This window comes from Herbaspirillum sp. LeCh32-8 (assembly GCF_017814915.1).
Lineage (GTDB): Bacteria > Pseudomonadota > Gammaproteobacteria > Burkholderiales > Burkholderiaceae_D > Herbaspirillum.
Genome location: NZ_JAGIPZ010000009.1, coordinates 101,098 through 116,791, shown reverse-complemented (window position 1 = coordinate 116,791; position 15,694 = coordinate 101,098). Strand labels below are relative to the sequence as shown.

At 64.6% G+C, this 15,694-nt stretch carries 17 protein-coding genes and 1 pseudogene; 10 read left to right on the top strand and 8 right to left on the bottom strand.

Translation table 11 applies throughout. The features are described from left to right. Positions 1-7 precede the first annotated feature (7 nt). From J8I26_RS16220 to J8I26_RS22825, 5 genes and pseudogenes are all read left to right on the top strand, one after another. A complete protein-coding gene (locus tag J8I26_RS16220) occupies positions 8-1,033 on the top strand; it encodes a diguanylate cyclase (RefSeq protein WP_209608146.1) in 1,026 nt (341 codons plus the stop codon). A gap of 55 nt (positions 1,034-1,088) precedes the next feature. Next, positions 1,089-1,544, top strand: a complete 456-nt coding sequence (locus J8I26_RS16215; RefSeq protein WP_209608145.1) for a MaoC family dehydratase — start codon at positions 1,089-1,091, stop codon at positions 1,542-1,544. A gap of 265 nt (positions 1,545-1,809) precedes the next feature. Then, positions 1,810-2,796, top strand: a complete 987-nt coding sequence (locus J8I26_RS22720) for a PAS domain-containing protein (RefSeq protein WP_245200367.1) — start codon at positions 1,810-1,812, stop codon at positions 2,794-2,796. Between the two features lie 27 nt (positions 2,797-2,823). Then, a pseudogene (locus tag J8I26_RS22830) lies at positions 2,824-3,114 on the top strand (PAS domain-containing protein); the annotation flags it as partial. Next, positions 3,112-3,549 (top strand): GGDEF domain-containing protein, encoded by a 438-nt coding sequence (locus tag J8I26_RS22825; RefSeq protein ID WP_348635331.1) that lies wholly within the window; start codon positions 3,112-3,114, stop codon positions 3,547-3,549. The pseudogene J8I26_RS22830 and the gene J8I26_RS22825, both read left to right, overlap by 3 nt. A gap of 155 nt (positions 3,550-3,704) precedes the next feature. Here the strand turns inward: J8I26_RS22825 and J8I26_RS16205 are convergent, their stop codons facing one another. The 6 genes from J8I26_RS16205 to J8I26_RS16180 all read right to left on the bottom strand — a co-directional run bounded on the left by J8I26_RS16205 (position 3,705) and on the right by J8I26_RS16180 (position 9,571). After that, positions 3,705-4,397: a glutathione binding-like protein gene (locus J8I26_RS16205; protein WP_209608144.1), complete on the bottom strand. Its 693-nt coding sequence runs from the start codon at positions 4,395-4,397 to the stop codon at positions 3,705-3,707. 164 nt (positions 4,398-4,561) lie between these two features. After that, the gene (locus J8I26_RS16200; protein WP_209608143.1) at positions 4,562-5,269 is read right to left on the bottom strand and encodes an enoyl-CoA hydratase-related protein; all 708 of its coding nucleotides are present in this window, start codon (positions 5,267-5,269) and stop codon (positions 4,562-4,564) included. A gap of 259 nt (positions 5,270-5,528) precedes the next feature. Continuing rightward, positions 5,529-6,686, bottom strand: coding sequence for a pyridoxal phosphate-dependent aminotransferase (locus J8I26_RS16195; protein ID WP_209608142.1), 1,158 nt, complete (start codon positions 6,684-6,686; stop codon positions 5,529-5,531). Between the two features lie 101 nt (positions 6,687-6,787). After that, positions 6,788-7,303, bottom strand: a complete 516-nt coding sequence (locus J8I26_RS16190) for a putative toxin-antitoxin system toxin component, PIN family (RefSeq protein WP_209608141.1) — start codon at positions 7,301-7,303, stop codon at positions 6,788-6,790. 13 nt (positions 7,304-7,316) lie between these two features. Then, positions 7,317-7,598 carry a hypothetical protein gene (locus J8I26_RS16185; RefSeq protein ID WP_209608140.1) on the bottom strand — a complete coding sequence of 94 codons (282 nt, stop codon included), beginning with the start codon at positions 7,596-7,598 and terminating at the stop codon, positions 7,317-7,319. Positions 7,599-7,828: 230 nt separating this feature from the next. Further along, complete coding sequence (locus tag J8I26_RS16180) at positions 7,829-9,571, bottom strand: methyl-accepting chemotaxis protein (RefSeq protein WP_209608139.1); 1,743 nt, start codon at positions 9,569-9,571, stop codon at positions 7,829-7,831. A 229-nt stretch (positions 9,572-9,800) separates the two neighbouring features. Between J8I26_RS16180 and yaaA the strand changes: the two genes are divergently transcribed. Continuing rightward, positions 9,801-10,577: a peroxide stress protein YaaA gene (gene yaaA / locus J8I26_RS16175; RefSeq protein WP_209608138.1), complete on the top strand. Its 777-nt coding sequence runs from the start codon at positions 9,801-9,803 to the stop codon at positions 10,575-10,577. Between the two features lie 98 nt (positions 10,578-10,675). Here yaaA and J8I26_RS16170 read toward each other — a convergent pair whose 3' ends face one another. Next, positions 10,676-11,476 carry an outer membrane protein assembly factor BamD gene (locus J8I26_RS16170; protein ID WP_209608137.1) on the bottom strand — a complete coding sequence of 267 codons (801 nt, stop codon included), beginning with the start codon at positions 11,474-11,476 and terminating at the stop codon, positions 10,676-10,678. 117 nt (positions 11,477-11,593) lie between these two features. On the opposite strand from J8I26_RS16170, the gene J8I26_RS16165 reads away from it, so the two are divergent. Together J8I26_RS16165 and pgeF are read left to right on the top strand one after the other, a co-directional pair. Further along, positions 11,594-12,730 carry an RluA family pseudouridine synthase gene (locus tag J8I26_RS16165; protein WP_209608136.1) on the top strand — a complete coding sequence of 379 codons (1,137 nt, stop codon included), beginning with the start codon at positions 11,594-11,596 and terminating at the stop codon, positions 12,728-12,730. 10 nt (positions 12,731-12,740) lie between these two features. After that, entirely contained in the window at positions 12,741-13,487 is a 747-nt protein-coding gene (gene pgeF, locus J8I26_RS16160; protein ID WP_209608222.1) for a peptidoglycan editing factor PgeF, read from the top strand. A gap of 98 nt (positions 13,488-13,585) precedes the next feature. Here pgeF and J8I26_RS16155 read toward each other — a convergent pair whose 3' ends face one another. After that, positions 13,586-14,503, bottom strand: coding sequence for a LysR substrate-binding domain-containing protein (locus tag J8I26_RS16155; protein WP_209608135.1), 918 nt, complete (start codon positions 14,501-14,503; stop codon positions 13,586-13,588). A 142-nt stretch (positions 14,504-14,645) separates the two neighbouring features. Between J8I26_RS16155 and J8I26_RS16150 the strand changes: the two genes are divergently transcribed. Further along, entirely contained in the window at positions 14,646-15,416 is a 771-nt protein-coding gene (locus J8I26_RS16150) for a sulfite exporter TauE/SafE family protein (RefSeq protein ID WP_209608134.1), read from the top strand. Continuing rightward, positions 15,416-15,679: a hypothetical protein gene (locus J8I26_RS16145; protein ID WP_209608133.1), complete on the top strand. Its 264-nt coding sequence runs from the start codon at positions 15,416-15,418 to the stop codon at positions 15,677-15,679. Before J8I26_RS16150 ends, J8I26_RS16145 begins: the two co-directional genes overlap by 1 nt. Positions 15,680-15,694 lie beyond the last annotated feature (15 nt).

Genomic DNA, 15,694 nt, shown 5'->3' with positions numbered 1-15,694 from the left:
ATTAAAAATGAGCTCGGTCCATACCGACATCCAGACCGGCGCCCCCGCGCTGCCGGCAGACGATTACAAGATCATGGTGCTGCTGGTCGACGACCAGGCCATGGTGGGCGAAGCTATTCGCCGCGCGCTGCTCAACGAACCGAACATCGATTTCCACTTCTGCACCCGCGCCGAAGAGGCCGTTGCCGTGGCTGAAAAAACCCGGCCCACGGTGATTCTCCAAGACCTGGTGATGCCGGGCGTGGACGGCATGACGCTGGTGCGCCAGTACCGCGCCACGCCGTCGCTGGCCGATGTGCCCATCATCGTGCTGTCGTCCAAGGAGGACGCCACGGTCAAGCGCGACGCCTTCGCCGGCGGCGTCAACGACTACATGGTCAAGCTGCCGGACGTGATCGAGCTGGTGGCGCGCATTCGTCACCATTCGCGCTCCTACATCAACCTGCTGCAGCGCGACGCCGCCTACCGCGCGCTGCGCGAAAGCCAGCAGCAGCTGCAGAAGTCCAACTTCGAGCTGCAGCGCCTGACCAATACCGACGGCCTGACGTCCATCGCCAACCGCCGCTATTTCGATGATTACCTTGCCGCCGAATGGAAGCGCGCGCGGCGTGAGAAGCTGGAACTGTCGCTCTTGCTGATCGACGTCGACTACTTCAAGCTCTATAACGACACCTACGGCCACGTGGCCGGCGATGCGGTGCTCAAGCAGGTGGCGCAGGCGCTGGAAGGCAGCATCATGCGCCCGGCCGATCTGTCGGCGCGCTTCGGCGGCGAAGAGTTTGCGATGATCCTGCCGCGCACCGCGCTGGACGGCGCTTACGCCATCGGCGAGAAGATCTGTCGCATGGTCGAGGCGCAGCAGGTGATGCACGAGCGTTCGGCCGCCAGCCAGTGGCTGACGGTCAGCATCGGCGCCGGCTGCCTGGTGCCGGGCGAGGAACAGGAGCCCAGCGAATTGATCGAAATGGCGGACCGCCGCCTCTATCAGGCCAAGCAGCAGGGCCGCAACCGGGTGGTGTCGAAAGACGCCTGACGAGTTGGCCAAGGCCGGCGACAAAACAAAGACAAGGCAAGGACAAGGAAGCAGGATGCGCGAAATCGCTACGCTGGAAGAGTTGAAAGCGCTGGTCGGCCAGGAAGTGGCCGTCAGCGAATGGATGGAAGTGTCGCAGGACCAGGTCAATCGTTTCGCCGATGCCACCGGCGATCACCAGTGGATCCACGTCGACCCCGAACGCGCGGCGCGCGAGCTGCCCTTCGGCGGTACCGTGGCGCACGGCTTCCTGACGTTGGCCTTGCTCTCGAAGATACTGGGCAGCGCCATCAGCCTGGGCCCGGATGTGAAGATGCTGCTCAACTATGGCCTCAATCGCGTGCGTTTCCCGGCGCCGCTGCCGGTGGGGCGCAGCGTGCGCGGTGTGATCGTGCTGCAGACAGTGGAAGACATCCCCGGCGGCGCCCAGCTGGCGTGGGAAATCACCGTCGAATGCGAGGGCTCGGAGAAGCCTGTATGCGTAGCCGAATTCCTGGTGCGGCGCTATTGAGGCAGGGCTTGGCGAGATATCCTCGTCAATAGTCACGGTATTTGTTGTCATACAACATCGCAACGATTTCTCGACGTGATTTGCCTTCTAGGCTTGTTGAGAAGATGCTAATGTGGACGAACTCGGCACTGCGCCAATTTGGTGCCGACGCGTAGCGCAAAGCGCGCGCGAGGACGTCCGGCGCAGCCGCCATGGGGGATGGCTCTGCCGACGGACGCTGGCGCGGCAGGCTGCAAGCGTCGCCGCGCGTTTGCCCATGAATGCCATGACGTTTGAACACCCAGCAAGCCAAGCTACCACCGCTTTTCACCAGAAGGCGCTCGCATTCAACAATGTGACCCTTTCCTACATCGCCCGCGGAGCGCCGCTCGACCATTTGCTCGATCGCATCGCAGGCGGATTTTCCCAGACCTACCCGACGCGTTCGCTGGCCGTATTCCTGTTCGACGCCTCGGCCCGCCGCATGCGCGTGGGCGCCGCGCCTTGCATGGCGCCGCCGCACGTGCAACACATCGAGACGCTGGAGGTCGACGCCCCCGATACCCCGCAGTTCTGGGCGCTGTTCCAGGCGGTGGCGTCGATCCACGGCGCGACGGTGGCCGAGATGCTGCCGCTGCGGTCCTTCGCCGGTGATGTGGCCGGCATCCTGGTGGTATGCGGTGCGCCGGGGGCCGCTGACGATGGCCTGCACGCCGATCCCGCCTACCGCCAGACCGTCGGCGCGGCGGTATCGATGGCGATGCTGTCGATTGAGCGTTCCCTCGCGCCTGACCACATCCGCCCGCCCATCGAGACGGCCGGCCCTTCGCACGAACGCATGGCGCTGGCCATCGAGGGCAGCGGCACCGGTATCTGGGACCGCAACGCGGTGACCGGCGAAATTTACTATTCGCGCGGCTGGAAGGCCATCCTCGGCTATGAGGACTGGGAGCTGTCCAACCACATCGAAGACGCCTACAAGCGCGTGCACCCCGACGACCTGGCCTATGTGCAGGAGACCATCCGCAAGCACTTCCAGGCCAGATCCGACACCTATGTGGTCGAGCATCGCATCCTCTGCCGCGACGGCAGCTACAAGTGGATCAGCAGCCGCGGCAAGGTGGTAGCGCGCGACAGCGAGGGCAACGCGTTGCGCATGATCGGCACCACCACCGACATCACCGAGGTCAAGCAGCTTACCGACAAGCTGCGCAAGAGCAGCGAGCTGCTGGCCGACCTGACCAGCGAGATTCCGGGCATGGGCTTCCAGTAACGCGTTCCGCCGGGCGAGGAGGGCTATTTCACCTATGTCAGCGAAGGCTCGCGCGAGACTTACGGTTTGTCGCCGGATCAGTTGCTGGGCGATCCCTCGCTGATTCTCGCCATCATGCACCCCGATGATGTGCCGCTGTATGAGGCCTCGCGGCAGGCGATCGCCGACGGCGCCGCGCATTGGCGCCTGGAATACCGCGTGCTGCCGCCCGGCCTGGCCATGCGCTGGCTGCGCGGCCATGCACGTCCGCGCTGTCTGGCCGACGGCACGGTGCTGTGGCACGGCTTCGTCAGCGATGTCAGCGAAAGCAAGGCGATCGAGCTGGAGCTGCAGGAGTTTGCGCTGACCGACTTCCTGACCCAACTGCCCAACCGCCGCTATTTCATGAAGCGGCTGGAGGAGGAGCATGGCCGCCTGCTGCGCAACGTCGATGGCCGCGCGGCGGTGCTGATGTGCGACCTGGATCATTTCAAGGTCGTCAACGATACCCACGGTCATGCGGTGGGCGACCTGGTGTTGAAGAACTTCGCCGACGTGCTGCGCGAGCAGCTGCGCAAGAGCGACACCGTGGGCCGCTTCGGCGGCGAGGAGTTCGCGGTGATCCTGGCCGACGCCGATGCCGCGGTGGCGATCGGTTTTGCCGAGCGCCTGCAGCGCAGCTTCGCCGCCCGGCCGCTGGTGTTGGACGACAAGACCATTGCCGTCACGCTGTCCATCGGCATCGCCATCATGCATGCCGGTTCTCCCGACTAGGAGGCGGTGCTGCGCGAAAGCGACAACGCGCTGTATCGCGCCAAAGCAAACGGGCGCAACCGTTTCGAGGTCGCGCCCGTTTCGGCCTGATTGCTCAGGCGGGCATGTAGATTCAGGGCCGGTGGCGTTCGCCGCCGGCTTTCCTCTCCATCGTTTTATCGCTTCTGGTACTGGCTCTTGCCGAACAGCAGCTCCTTGGCCTTGTCGTCATGCAGCGGCTTGCGCTTGTCGGCCAGCACGGCCACGCCGCGTTGCACGGCCGGACGCGCGCTGATGGCGTCGAACCAGCGTTTCACGTTCGGATAATCCTCCAGGGCGATGCCCTGGTTCTTGTGCGAGCGCGTCCACGGGAAGCAGGCGATGTCGGCGATGGTGTATGCGTCGCCGGCCAGGTAGGCGTGCTGGCCCAGTTGCTTGTCCATCACCTGGTAGAGCCGCTTGGCTTCGTTGCTGTAGCGGTTCACGGCGTATTCGATCTGTTCCGGCGCGTACAGGCGGAAGTGGTGCGCCTGGCCCAGCATCGGGCCGAGGCCGCCCATCTGGAACATCACCCATTGCAGCACTTCGTACTTCTCGCGGTCGGTATTGCCGAGCAGGCGGCCGGTCTTGCCCGCCAAGTAGATCAGGATCGCGCCGGACTCGAACAGCGAGATCGGCTGGCCGTCCGGACCGTCGGGGTCGACGATGGCGGGAATCTTGTTGTTCGGGGAGATCTTCAGGAATTCCGGCGTGAACTGGTCGCCGGCGCCGATATCGATGGCGTGCGCGGTGTAGGGCAGGCCGCATTCTTCCAGCATGATGTGAACCTTGTGGCCGTTGGGCGTAGCCCAGCTGTAGACGTCGATCATGGGTGTCCTTGTAAGGGGAGTGGCACCTGCGAAGGCTGCCTGGTGTGGCGATGGGGAGCGGTGCCGTCTGTTTTTCGCCCGGCTAGTGTAGCGGAAGGGAACGCAGGCTGCAGGCGACGGCAGGGCGAGCGCCGGATGCGTTCGCCCCGCTTGATGCGCGGCAATCAGCCGCGTTGTGCTGCCAGGCGATGCTTCTCGCCGCTGAAATGTTCCCCCAGCGATTGACTGCGCGCGCCGTGCAGCAACTCCTTCAACTGTTCGACCGCTTGCGGCGCCGCCGGCGTTTGCGCGGCGATGCGTTCGGCCCAGGCCTGCGCCTCTTCCAGTGCGCGGCCGTCGGCGGCGAGGCGGTTGAGGGCGCCGGCCGCGTGCAGGCGTTGCGCCGGCATCGGCGTCGCATCCAGATGCAGCTCGGCCAGCAGCGCCGGCGGCAGCGCGTGCGCCAGCAACCAGGCGACGCCGCCGTTGGCCCATACGCCGCGCTGCGCGGGCGAGAGCGAGAAGTGTGCCTGCCGGGTGGCCACCACCAGGTCGCAGGCCAGGGCCAGCGCTACGCCTGCATCGGCGACGATGCCGTCGACTGCGGCAATCACCGGTTTGCGGTAGCTGCGCAGCAGGTCGATCAGGCTGTGCAGGCTTTCCAGCGCCAGCAGGCGGGAGGGCATGTCCTTGGGTAGATCCAGGCCGCGGCAGAACTGACCGTCGGCGCCGGTGATCACCACGGCGCGTACCGACTCGTCGCGATCGACGGCTGACAGTGTTTCGATCGCCGCCACCAGCATGGACGGATCCAACGCATTGTCGCTGCCGGGGTTGGACAGGGTGATGGTCAGGGTGGCGTCCTGGCGTGCGGCCTTCAGTTCTGCGGTCATGGTGGGCTGTGCTGTTCTTGTTGCGCCTTGGGTCCGTCGGGCCGGGTGATGATAGCAAAGCGCGATTGCCGAGTCAGCTAACGTCACCGGGTCCCGGCCTGCGCCGGGATGACAATCGGGCAGAGTGCTTGAACCTCCGGTCGGTCGAGTTCACCCACAACCTGTCGTCCCGGCGCGGGCCGCGACCCAGCGTCGTTCGTCGCGTCGCGCAGCAATAAAAAAAGGCGTCCACGGACGCCTTTTTTCGGGGGGAACCGGTTCAGAGCTTGGCCAGGCGATCCAGCGCCAGGCGCAGGGTCTCGTCCTTCTTGGCGAAGCAGAAGCGCACGATGCCCGACTCGCGCGGGGTGTTGTAGAAGGCCGAAACAGGAATGGCGGCCACGCCGATTTCGGTGGTCAGCCATTTGCAGAACTCAGCCTCGGGCAGGTCCGAGATGGCGCCGTACTTCACGCACTGGAAGTAGGTGCCTTCGGAAGGCAGCAGCTCGAAACGGGTGCCGGCCAAACCGGCGCGGAACAGGTCGCGCTTGTGCTGGTAGAAGGACGGCAGGTCGAGGTAGGGCGACGGATCCTTCATGTAGGCGGCCAGGCCGTATTGCACCGGTGTGTTGACGGTGAATACGTTGAACTGGTGCACCTTGCGGAACTCCGCGGTCATCGCGGCCGGCGCGGCGACGAAGCCGACCTTCCAGCCGGTGACGTGGTAGGTCTTGCCGAAACTGGAGTTGATGAAGGTGCGTTGCGCCAGCTCGGGGTGACGCGCCAGCGATTCGTGCGGGGCGCCGTCGTAGACCATGTGCTCGTAGACTTCGTCGGACAGGATCAGGATGTCGGTGCCGCGCACGATGTCGGCCAGCGCGGCGACGTCGGTTGCCTTCATCACGCTGCCGGTGGGGTTGTGCGGGGTGTTGACCATGATCATGCGGGTCTTGGGCGTGACGGCCGCTTTCACCTTGTCCCAGGGGATGCTGTAACCGCGCTGGTCCACCGTCATCTGCACGAACACGGGGACGCCGCCGGCCAGTTCGATGGCCGGTACATAGCAGTCGTACACCGGCTCGATGACGATCACTTCATCGCCGGCATGCACCGCGCACAGCACCGAGGTCAGGATGCCCTGGGTGGCGCCGGCGGTCACGGTGATCTCGGTGGCGGCGTCGTAGCGGTGGCCGTAAAGCTTCTCCACCTTGTCGGCGATGGCTTCGCGCAGCACCTGCACGCCGGCCATCGGCGGGTATTGGTTCAGGCCGTCCTGCATGGCGTTGGTGACGGCCTGCACCAGCGAGGGATCGCAGTTGAAGTCCGGGAAGCCTTGGCCCAGGTTGACCGCGCCCTTTTCGCTGGCGAGCGCGGACATGACGGTGAAGATGGTGGTGCCGACGTTGGGCAGTTTGGTGACGATGTTGGCGGTGCTCATTGCTGCTGGGCCTAATCCTGATGGTTTCGCAAGGCCGTTATTTTAGCCGGATTCGCCGACGGCATTTTTTGCGCTGCATCAGGACGCCGCATCAGGGCCGTTCAGCCCGCCGGCAGGAAAGCGTCGATGCGCCAGTGCTGCGGAGCGACGATGGCGAACATGCCCTGGCGCAAGGTGCGCTTGCCCAGCTTGAGCACGGCCTTGTCCTTGCTCACCAGCACATGGGCGCGGCATTGCAGGGACAGCTCCAGGAATTTCTGATCGTCGCGGTCGGTGCACAGTGGCAGGCCGAAGGTATTGACCTCGGCCAACGGCAGGCATTGCAGCAGGTCGTCGAACTCGGCGCACAGGGCGGCCTTGTCGGCCACGCGCAGCGCCAGGTGCGGATAGTCCAGCACCGCCATCCATTCGGCGCGGCAATCCTCGCGCGTGTAGGCGTCGACGCTGCGCTCCTGCAGCGCTTGCATCAGCGCGCTCCATCGCGGGTCGCGAAAGACGAACAGGTCGAGGCAGACGTTGGTGTCGAGCACCAGCCGCTGGCGCAGGCCAGTGGCGGGCGCGCTCGGGGTGGTGGGGGTAGGGCGTGCGTTTGAAGCGGGTGTTGCTGAAAGGCTCATTGAATCCAAAAATCTAGTTGTCGATGCCGCGGTTCTCGACCGGCGGCATGCCTTGCGCGGCGAAGAGGCCGCCGCTTTCAAGCGCATCATACCCCTGGTCGGTGACGCGCCAGAAATTATGCATGTCCACCGCCGCCAGTCCGCGGTCATGCAGCAGGCGCAGGTGGTGCAGGATGACCTCGGGCGCAATCTGGCCTGGCAGGGCGCTCTGGATTTTTTCCACGTCGCCGTAGATGGTGCCGAACGAGGCGAGCTGTTTCAGGATTTCGCCCATCAGGGCTTTGTCGCGTTTCATGGTCTCCTCCTTGCCTGATGGCCAGGCTGCTGCAATCGGGGTATTGCGCTTTTGATAAGCCTTGCAATACCAATGTAGTCTTCACCTGCGTTGACCGCAAAGCGCGCGGCAAGTGCCTGTCAACTTGATTATCGGCAAGTCGCGCCACGCACTTGAGCAGGATGTGACGCCAGCAACGCCGCCTATGTGAAAACAGCCCCCGTAGGAGGCTGTCTTTACTGAACATCGCTTCAGAATTGCTCCCACGCATCGCCGTCGTTGTCCGGCGCCGGTTTGGACGCCGCTTTCTTGGGCGGCAGCGCAGGCGCTTGGGCAGCTGCCGATTTGATCGCAGGCGCTGCCTTGGCGGCGGGTTTCGGCATCGACGCCGGGGCCGGGCGCGGGGTGGCGCGGGTGGCTGGCGCATCGTTGGCGTTCATCTGGTGGCGATCCAGCTTGAACACGCTGACCAGCTCAGCCAGCTTTTCCGCCTGGCTTTGCAGTGAACCGGCAGCGGCGGCCGCCTGTTCCACCAGCGCGGCGTTCTGTTGCGTCACTTCATCCATCTGGGTGATGGCGATGTTGACCTGTTCGATGCCGTCGCTCTGCTCCGAGCTGGCGGCGGTGATTTCACCGACGATGTCGGTCACGCGACGCACGCTGGAGACCACTTCGGTCATGGTCGCGCCGGCCTGCTCGACCAGCTTGCTGCCGGTGTCGACCTTGGCGACCGAGTCGTCGATCAGCTGCTTGATCTCCTTGGCGGCCGAGGCCGAACGCTGCGCCAGCGAGCGCACCTCGGAGGCCACCACCGCAAAGCCGCGGCCCTGTTCGCCGGCGCGCGCTGCTTCCACCGCAGCGTTCAGCGCAAGGATATTGGTCTGGAAAGCGATGCCGTCGATCACGCTGATGATGTCCACGATCTTGCGCGACGACTCGTTGATGGCGCCCATGGTGTCGACCACCTGGCCGACCACGCTGCCGCCCTGGACGGCGACGTCCGAGGCCGAGTTGGCCAGCTGGTTGGCCTGACGCGCGTTGTCGGCGTTCTGCTTGACGGTGGAAGTCAGCTCTTCCATGGCCGAGGCGGTTTCTTCCAGTGAGCTGGCTTGCTCTTCGGTGCGCTGGGACAGGTCAAGGTTGCCGCTGGCGATCTCGCGCGAGGCGGTGCTGATGGTGTCGGTGCCTTGGCGCACTTGGCTGACGATGCGCTGCAGGCTGTCGTTCATGGCCTTGAGCGAATGCATCAGGCGGCCGGTCTCGTCGCGTCCGGAGGGTTTGATGTCGACGGTGAGATCGCCCTCGGCCACGCGCTCAGCTACGTGCATGGCGTCCTGCAGCGGGCGCGAGACGATGCGCGCGACCCAGGTCGCCAGCACCAGGCCCAGGCCGATGCAGCAGGCCAGGATCAGCATGATCATGGTGCGCGAATTTTCATAGCGCGATTGCGCTTCCTTGTCGGTGGCGTCGGCGGCGTTGACGTTGATCTGCACCACCTTGTCCAGCGTATCGAAGATGCGCAGGTAGACCGGCGTGACTTCCTTGATCAGGACTTCGCGCGCTTCGTCGATCTTTTGCGCGCGCACGTCGCCGGCCACCTTCTGATGCAGCGTGTTGAAGGTGGCGAGGTCGGTCTTGATGGCGTTGAAGTAAGTCTTTTCTTCGGGGGTGTCGGTCAGTGGCGCATATTTGTCGAGCGCTGCATTGAGCACTGCCATTTGGCCGGCGATCAGCTTCTCGTTGTTCTCGACGTTGCCTTCGTTGCCGGGCAACAGATGCTGCAACTGGACGGTGCGGATGCGCGCCAGCGCGACCTTGGATTCCAGCGGGTAGCGGATGCTTGGAAGGGAGTCGCTTGCGATGTCGGTCGACGCCTGGTTGACTTTGGCCAGTTGCACAATGGAAAACACGCCCTGGACGGCGGTCAGTACCAGGATGGCGGCGAAGGTGAGCAGCAGCTTGCGCGCGATGCGCAGGTCGTAGAACCAGTTCATGATGGGTTCCCTTGTGTCAATGGAGTGGGCAAACGAACCACGCGGGCAGGGGCGCGCCCGCATGGCTTGCCGGCACAGTGTAGAAGCGGCGAGGGTGCGGCAAAGGTCGCAATAGCGCTGTCTTTGCTTGGCAAATTCGCGTATCGGCCCGGCGCGCGGGTGCCGCCGGCGTACGCAATGGCCGAGCTTTCTGTATCATGGCGCGAACCTGTTGATTGGATGAAATCCCATGCTGATTGTTTTGTCTCCCGCCAAGTCGCTCGACTACGACACGGCGCCCACTACCGATGTCCACACCACGCCGTCCTTCATCCCCCGCTCGGCCGAACTGATCGAGGTGCTCAAGGCATTGTCGCCGGCCCAGGTCGGCAGCCTCATGGGCATTTCCGACCAGCTGGCGGTGTTGAACGTGAACCGTTATGCAAGCTGGTCGCGCAAGTTCAGCGCCAAGAATTCCAAGCAGGCGGTGCTGGCCTTCAACGGTGACGTCTACGAAGGGCTGGATGCGGCGTCCTTGAATGCCAAGCAGCTCGATTTCGTGCAGAATCACGTGCGCATTCTGTCCGGCCTGTACGGCATGCTGCGTCCGCTGGACCTGATGCAGCCCTACCGCCTGGAGATGGGCACCAAGCTGGCTAATCCGCACGGCAAGGACCTGTATGCGTTCTGGGGCAATGAAGTGACCGAGGCGCTGAACGCGGAGCTGGCGTCGCAAAAGGCGCCGGTGCTGGTGAACCTGGCCTCGGAGGAGTACTTCAAGGTGGTCAAGCCGAAGTTGCTCAAGGCTAAGGTGATCTCGCCGGTGTTCGAAGACTGGAAGGGCGGCAAGTACAAGATCATTTCCTTCTACGCCAAGCGTGCGCGCGGCCTGATGGCGCGCTATGCGGCGCTGAAGAACATCAGCCAGCCGGAAAAGCTCAAGGGCTTCGACCTGGACGGCTACGCCTTCGCTGAAGACGCGTCGACCGAGAGCAGCTGGGTGTTTCGCCGTAAGCTGGAGGCGTGATCAGCCGGCAGCCCGGAGGATCGGCGTGATGCAATTCCGGCAATAAAAAAGCCCCACAGTGCGGGGCTTTTTGTTGGGTGGCGTCGGGCCGCGAGGGCTTACCAGAGCTTCCACCAGGGTTTGGCCTTTTGCTTCGGGCCGCCGGTGAACCAGGGGCTGTTCGGGTAGTTGGCCTGGATGATGCGCTGGGTGTCGTCACGCAGCTTGGTCTGGCCCAGCGCGTCGTAGGAGCGCATCAGGATGAACAGGGCTTCTTCGTTGGCCGGTGCGTCCGGGTATTGCTTGATGGCCGCCTGGGCGCGATTGGCGGCCGAGACATAGGCGCCGCGGCGGAAGTAGTAATTGGCCACGTGCACGTCGTATTGCGACATGGCGTTGACCAGGTACTTCATGCGGGCCACGGCGTCAGGCGTGTACTTGCTGTCGGGGAAACGTTCGGCCAGCAGCTTGAACGAGTCGAACGCATCGCGCATTGCCTTGGGGTCGCGCTCAGTGTTGTCCTGGTCGGTGAAGGTGTCGAAGATGCTGGTGCGATCATTGAAGTTGATCAGGCCACGCAGGTAGTACATGTAGTCGACGTTGGGATGGTTCGGGTGCAGCTTGATGAAACGGTCCGTCGCGGCCAGGCCTTGCGCCTGGTCATTCTGGCGGTAGTAGGCGTAGGCGATGTCCATCTGCGCCTGCTGGGCGTAGGTGCCGAACGGGTAGCGCGATTCCAGCTTCTCGAAATACTTGATCGACTTCTCATAGCCGCCGGCGTTCAGTTCGTCCTTGGCTTCCGAGTATAATTTCGCGGCAGACCAGCCGACGGTCTCGTCTTTCTGTTCTGGCAACAGGCCGCAGGCCGTGAGGGACAGGGCGAAGCCGACGGTGATGAACTTCAATAAGATTTTGTGCATGACTCTTGTGTACTTGTCTGGATGCTTACCGTTTTTGCCTATCAGGCGCGGGCGCCTGTCCGGGCTGGTTGCATGGTTACCCGAAATACAACCCGCCCAATCCGGCGATTATAGCTGATGTCACGTAAGAAACCCCCTCAGATTACAAATGGCGAGAAGCCTGTAAAGATTGACCTGCCCGAGCACGACGAGTTGCCCGAAGGCGAGGACGCGTCCGTTGAATCGGACGACGCCGAAGAGTCCTCAGCGGGCCTGGAGCCCATTTCGCTGCGCCTGGACGACGACGCCATCGGCCAGCGGCTGGACAAGGTGCTCTCCGGCCTGATTCCCGAGTTTTCCCGCAACCGCATCCAGCAATGGATCGAGGATGGTCACGTCACCGTCAACGGCGCCCCGGCCAAGGCCAAGATGACCATGCTGGGCGACGAGCTGGTGGAAGTCGCGCCCCAGGCCGCGCCGCAAGACCATGCCTACGCCCCGGAACCGATGGCACTGGAGATCCTGCACGAAGACAAATCCATCATCGTTCTCAACAAGCCGGCCGGCCTGGTGGTGCATCCCGCCGCCGGCAACTGGAGCGGCACGCTGTTGAACGGCCTGCTGCATCACTGCCCGGCGCTGGCCCAGGTGCCGCGCGCTGGCATCGTGCACCGCCTGGACAAGGAAACCAGCGGCCTGATGGTCGTGGCCAAGACCCTGGCGGCGCAGACCGATCTGGTGCGCCAGTTGCAAAAGCGCAGCATGAAGCGTCAATATCTGGCGCTGGTGTGGGGGCTGCCGCAGTTGTCGGGCACGATCAATGCACCGATGGCGCGCCACCCGCGCGACCGTATCAAGATGGCCGTCTCGCAGAGCATGACGGCCAAGCCGGCGGTGACGCATTACCGTCGCCTGGCGACCGGCGAGATCGACCGCAAGCCCGTCAGCCTGGTGCATTGCCGCCTGGAGACCGGGCGCACGCACCAGATCCGCGTGCACCTGCAATCGCTTGGCTTCTCGCTGGTGGGCGATGCGTTGTACGGCAAGCATCACCTGGTCTCGGTGTTTCCGCGTCAGGCGCTGCTGGCGGCGCGTCTGGGCCTGGTGCACCCGACCTCAGGCAAGTTCCGGCAGTGGGAGGCACCGTTGCCGGCCGATATCGCCGAGCTGCTGCAACGCGCCGGCATCGACCCCGCGCTGGCGGTGGTGCCGGAGATGTCCGAGGAGCCCGATCCCGTGACCGACGAGATGGATGACGAGGATGACGAGTATTGAACGCTCGCCCATGGAGCTGTTGATTCCAGACTGGCCAGCGCCTGACAATGTTGGCGCGCTGGTGACCTTGCGCGCAGGCGGCCACAGCCCCGCGCCATACGGCGACGGCAAGGGCGGCCCGGGCTTGAATCTCGGCACCCATGTGGACGACGATCCGGCGCTGGTGGCGAAGAATCGTGCGCAGCTGCGCCGCCTGCTGCCGCAGGAGCCGGCCTGGCTGTCGCAGGTGCATGGCACCGCGGTGCTGGACGCCGCCGCATTGCCGCTCGAAGCGCAAGGCGACGGCGCCGTCAGCAGCACGCCCGGTGCGGTGTGCGTGATGATGACCGCCGATTGCCTGCCGGTGCTGTTCTGCGATCGCGGCGGCAAGGTGGTGGGCGCGGCCCATGCCGGCTGGCGCGGCCTGGCCGCCGGCGTGCTGGAAAACACCGTGGCGGCAATGCGCGCGCGCGGCGCGCAGGACATCATGGCCTGGCTGGGCCCGGCCATCGGCGCCGAGCGTTTTGAAGTCGGCGCCGAGGTGCGCGAGGCTTTCCTCCGTCACGACGCCGCGGCCGGCGAGGCGTTCCGGGGCTATGAAGGCCGTCCAGGCAAATATCTGGCTGATATCTACGCGCTGGCGCGCCTGCGCCTGGGCGCCATTGGTGTGATGGACGTAACCGGCGGCGGTTTGTGCACCGTCGCCGACGAGCGTTTCTATTCATATCGGCGCGACAAGACGACAGGGCGGATGGCGTCGCTGGTCTGGCTCAAGTAATCCGGATGCGGTCATCGGCCTGACCGCATCGACGTGATCAACATGGCGGCACACGCGCAAGCGTGGCCGCCATTTTTCGTTCTTGCGCCGTCAAGCGCTCAGGCAGGTCGCGCCGTGTGGCGCTGCGGATGCGCCTGCAGCGCCTGGATCAGCTCGCGCGTGTGGCCCGGCATGCCATCCAGTCCGCGCACGCAGATCAGCAGCTGGCGCCGGCTCCAGGCGTCGGACAGCGGGATGGCGCGGATGTCCATGTGGGCGGCGCCGGCATGCGCCGCAGTCTCCGGAATCACTGCCACGCCGACCTGCTGTTCGACCATGCGGCAAATGCCGTCGAAGCTGCGCAGGCGTACGCGGTATTGCAGGCGCTTGCCGGCGCGCGTAGCGTGTCCGGAGAGATGCTGCTGCAGGGCGCTGTCGCCGGACAGGCCCACAAAGTCCTCGCCCAGCAGTTCGCCGAAGGCCAAGGACTTGCGCTTGGCCAGCGGATGCCGCTTGGCCAGCACCGCGACCAGGTTGTCCTGGCGGAACGGGAAGGTCTGCAGCGGCCCGCTGTCGGTGGAGTCGGCAATGATACCGACGTCGGCCACGCCGTCCACCACCGACTGCACCACTTCGTAGCTGAGTTTTTCTTCCAGTTCGATGTCGGTATGGGGATGGCGCGCGAGGAATTCGGCCAGCACCTCCGGCAGGAATTCGGTCATGGCGGAGGTGTTGCACAGCAGGCGGATGTGGCCCTTGAGGCCTTGCGCGTACTGGCCCAGCTCGTCGCGCAGCTGTTCCATCTGCTGGGCCATCATGCGGGCGTGATGCGCCAGCGCGCGGCCGGCGTCGGTAGTCTGCACGCCGCGCCGGCCGCGCTCCAGCAGGGCGGCGCCCAGCGCGTCTTCCATGTTGCGGATGCGCGCGCTGGCCGAGGCCAGCGCCATGTGCGAGCGCGCCGCGCCGGCGGTGATGCTGCCGGTCTCCACAATGGCCAGGAACAGGCGCAGGTCGGAAAGCTCGAATCGGTTGCTCATAGGTGGGTAGGGGGATCATGCCTTCGTCCAAACCGAAGGCTGGCTAAGTGTATTCCACATTTTCAGGCGGCGCGATGGCTGGCAGACTGCTGTCAGTTGAAACCCGTTGCCGCTTTTCTTTCCTGCTCCTTTCCATTTCCTCATGCAAACCGTTCTCTCTTTCATGGACATGAACGCCACCGTGCTGGCGGCTTGTCTGGCGGTGTTCCTGCTCGCCGGCTTCGTCAAGGGCGTGATCGGTCTGGGCTTGCCGACCGTGGCGGTGGGCTTGCTGAGCCTGGTGATGCCGCCGGTGCAGGCGGCGGCGCTGCTGATCGTGCCTTCGATGGTGACGAACGTATGGCAGCTGCTGGCCGGCGGTGCCTTCCTCGCGCTGGCGCGCCGCCTGTGGGGCATGCTGGTTGGCATCGTGATCGGTACGCTGGCCGGCAGCGGGTTCATGGGCGCCGACGGCGGGCGACGCGCCATCATCGCGCTGGGCGCGGCGCTGGTCGTCTATGCGGTGGCGGGCCTGGCGTCGTTCAAATTCTCGGTGCCAGCAGGGCAGGAGAAATGGTGGTCGCCGGTGATCGGCCTGGCCACCGGCCTGGTCACCGCCGCGACCGGCGTGTTCGTGATCCCGGCCGTGCCTTACCTGCAGGCGCTCAATCTCGAACGCGACGAACTGATCCAGGCCCTGGGTTTGTCGTTCACCGTGTCGACCGCGGCGCTGGCGATCAATCTTGGGCAGGGTGGCGCCTTCGGCGGCAGCGTGGCCGGTGCGTCCGCGGTGGTGCTGTTGCCGGCGTTGCTGGGCATGGCCGTCGGCACCTGGGTGCGCGGCCGCGTGAAGGCGCAGACATTCCGCCGCTGTTTCTTCGCCGGGCTGCTTTTGCTCGGTCTGCATCTGGCCTCGCACATCGCAGGTGATTGATGATGAATAGCTACGGCGTCGCGCGCGGCTGGAACATCGAGGGACCTCGTCTGCTGCAACAGCAGAACGAGGTCCATGTCTATGCGTATGTGAATGGCCAGATGATCGGCATGCTTGACTGCGAGTTACGTGGCGGCGGCGTGCAGTTACGTATGGCTTACGTGTCGCCGCCCTGGCGCGGAACCCGCGTCTTGCGCGACATGCTGACGGTGCTCAAAGGAAGGTACCGTGAGATCGCGGTGCTGCGCGCGCGTCGGTACTGACGTGCCGCAATGGCG

Excerpts from the sequence above, each read along its gene's own strand:
- J8I26_RS16180 (WP_209608139.1), bottom strand. The coding sequence starts at position 9,571 with ATGAACTGGTTCTACGACCTGCGCATCGCGCGCAAGCTGCTGCTCACC.
- J8I26_RS22720 (WP_245200367.1), top strand. The coding sequence starts at position 1,810 with ATGACGTTTGAACACCCAGCAAGCCAAGCTACCACCGCTTTTCACCAG.
- J8I26_RS16205 (WP_209608144.1), bottom strand. The coding sequence starts at position 4,397 with ATGATCGACGTCTACAGCTGGGCTACGCCCAACGGCCACAAGGTTCAC.
- J8I26_RS16145 (WP_209608133.1), top strand. The coding sequence starts at position 15,416 with ATGATGAATAGCTACGGCGTCGCGCGCGGCTGGAACATCGAGGGACCT.
- pgeF (WP_209608222.1), top strand. The coding sequence starts at position 12,741 with ATGGAGCTGTTGATTCCAGACTGGCCAGCGCCTGACAATGTTGGCGCG.
- J8I26_RS16155 (WP_209608135.1), bottom strand. The coding sequence starts at position 14,503 with ATGAGCAACCGATTCGAGCTTTCCGACCTGCGCCTGTTCCTGGCCATT.
- J8I26_RS16150 (WP_209608134.1), top strand. The coding sequence starts at position 14,646 with ATGCAAACCGTTCTCTCTTTCATGGACATGAACGCCACCGTGCTGGCG.
- J8I26_RS16185 (WP_209608140.1), bottom strand. The coding sequence starts at position 7,598 with ATGAAACGCGACAAAGCCCTGATGGGCGAAATCCTGAAACAGCTCGCC.
- J8I26_RS16190 (WP_209608141.1), bottom strand. The coding sequence starts at position 7,303 with ATGAGCCTTTCAGCAACACCCGCTTCAAACGCACGCCCTACCCCCACC.
- J8I26_RS16220 (WP_209608146.1), top strand. The coding sequence starts at position 8 with ATGAGCTCGGTCCATACCGACATCCAGACCGGCGCCCCCGCGCTGCCG.
- J8I26_RS16170 (WP_209608137.1), bottom strand. The coding sequence starts at position 11,476 with ATGCACAAAATCTTATTGAAGTTCATCACCGTCGGCTTCGCCCTGTCC.
- J8I26_RS16215 (WP_209608145.1), top strand. The coding sequence starts at position 1,089 with ATGCGCGAAATCGCTACGCTGGAAGAGTTGAAAGCGCTGGTCGGCCAG.
- yaaA (WP_209608138.1), top strand. The coding sequence starts at position 9,801 with ATGCTGATTGTTTTGTCTCCCGCCAAGTCGCTCGACTACGACACGGCG.
- J8I26_RS16195 (WP_209608142.1), bottom strand. The coding sequence starts at position 6,686 with ATGAGCACCGCCAACATCGTCACCAAACTGCCCAACGTCGGCACCACC.
- J8I26_RS16165 (WP_209608136.1), top strand. The coding sequence starts at position 11,594 with ATGTCACGTAAGAAACCCCCTCAGATTACAAATGGCGAGAAGCCTGTA.
- J8I26_RS16200 (WP_209608143.1), bottom strand. The coding sequence starts at position 5,269 with ATGACCGCAGAACTGAAGGCCGCACGCCAGGACGCCACCCTGACCATC.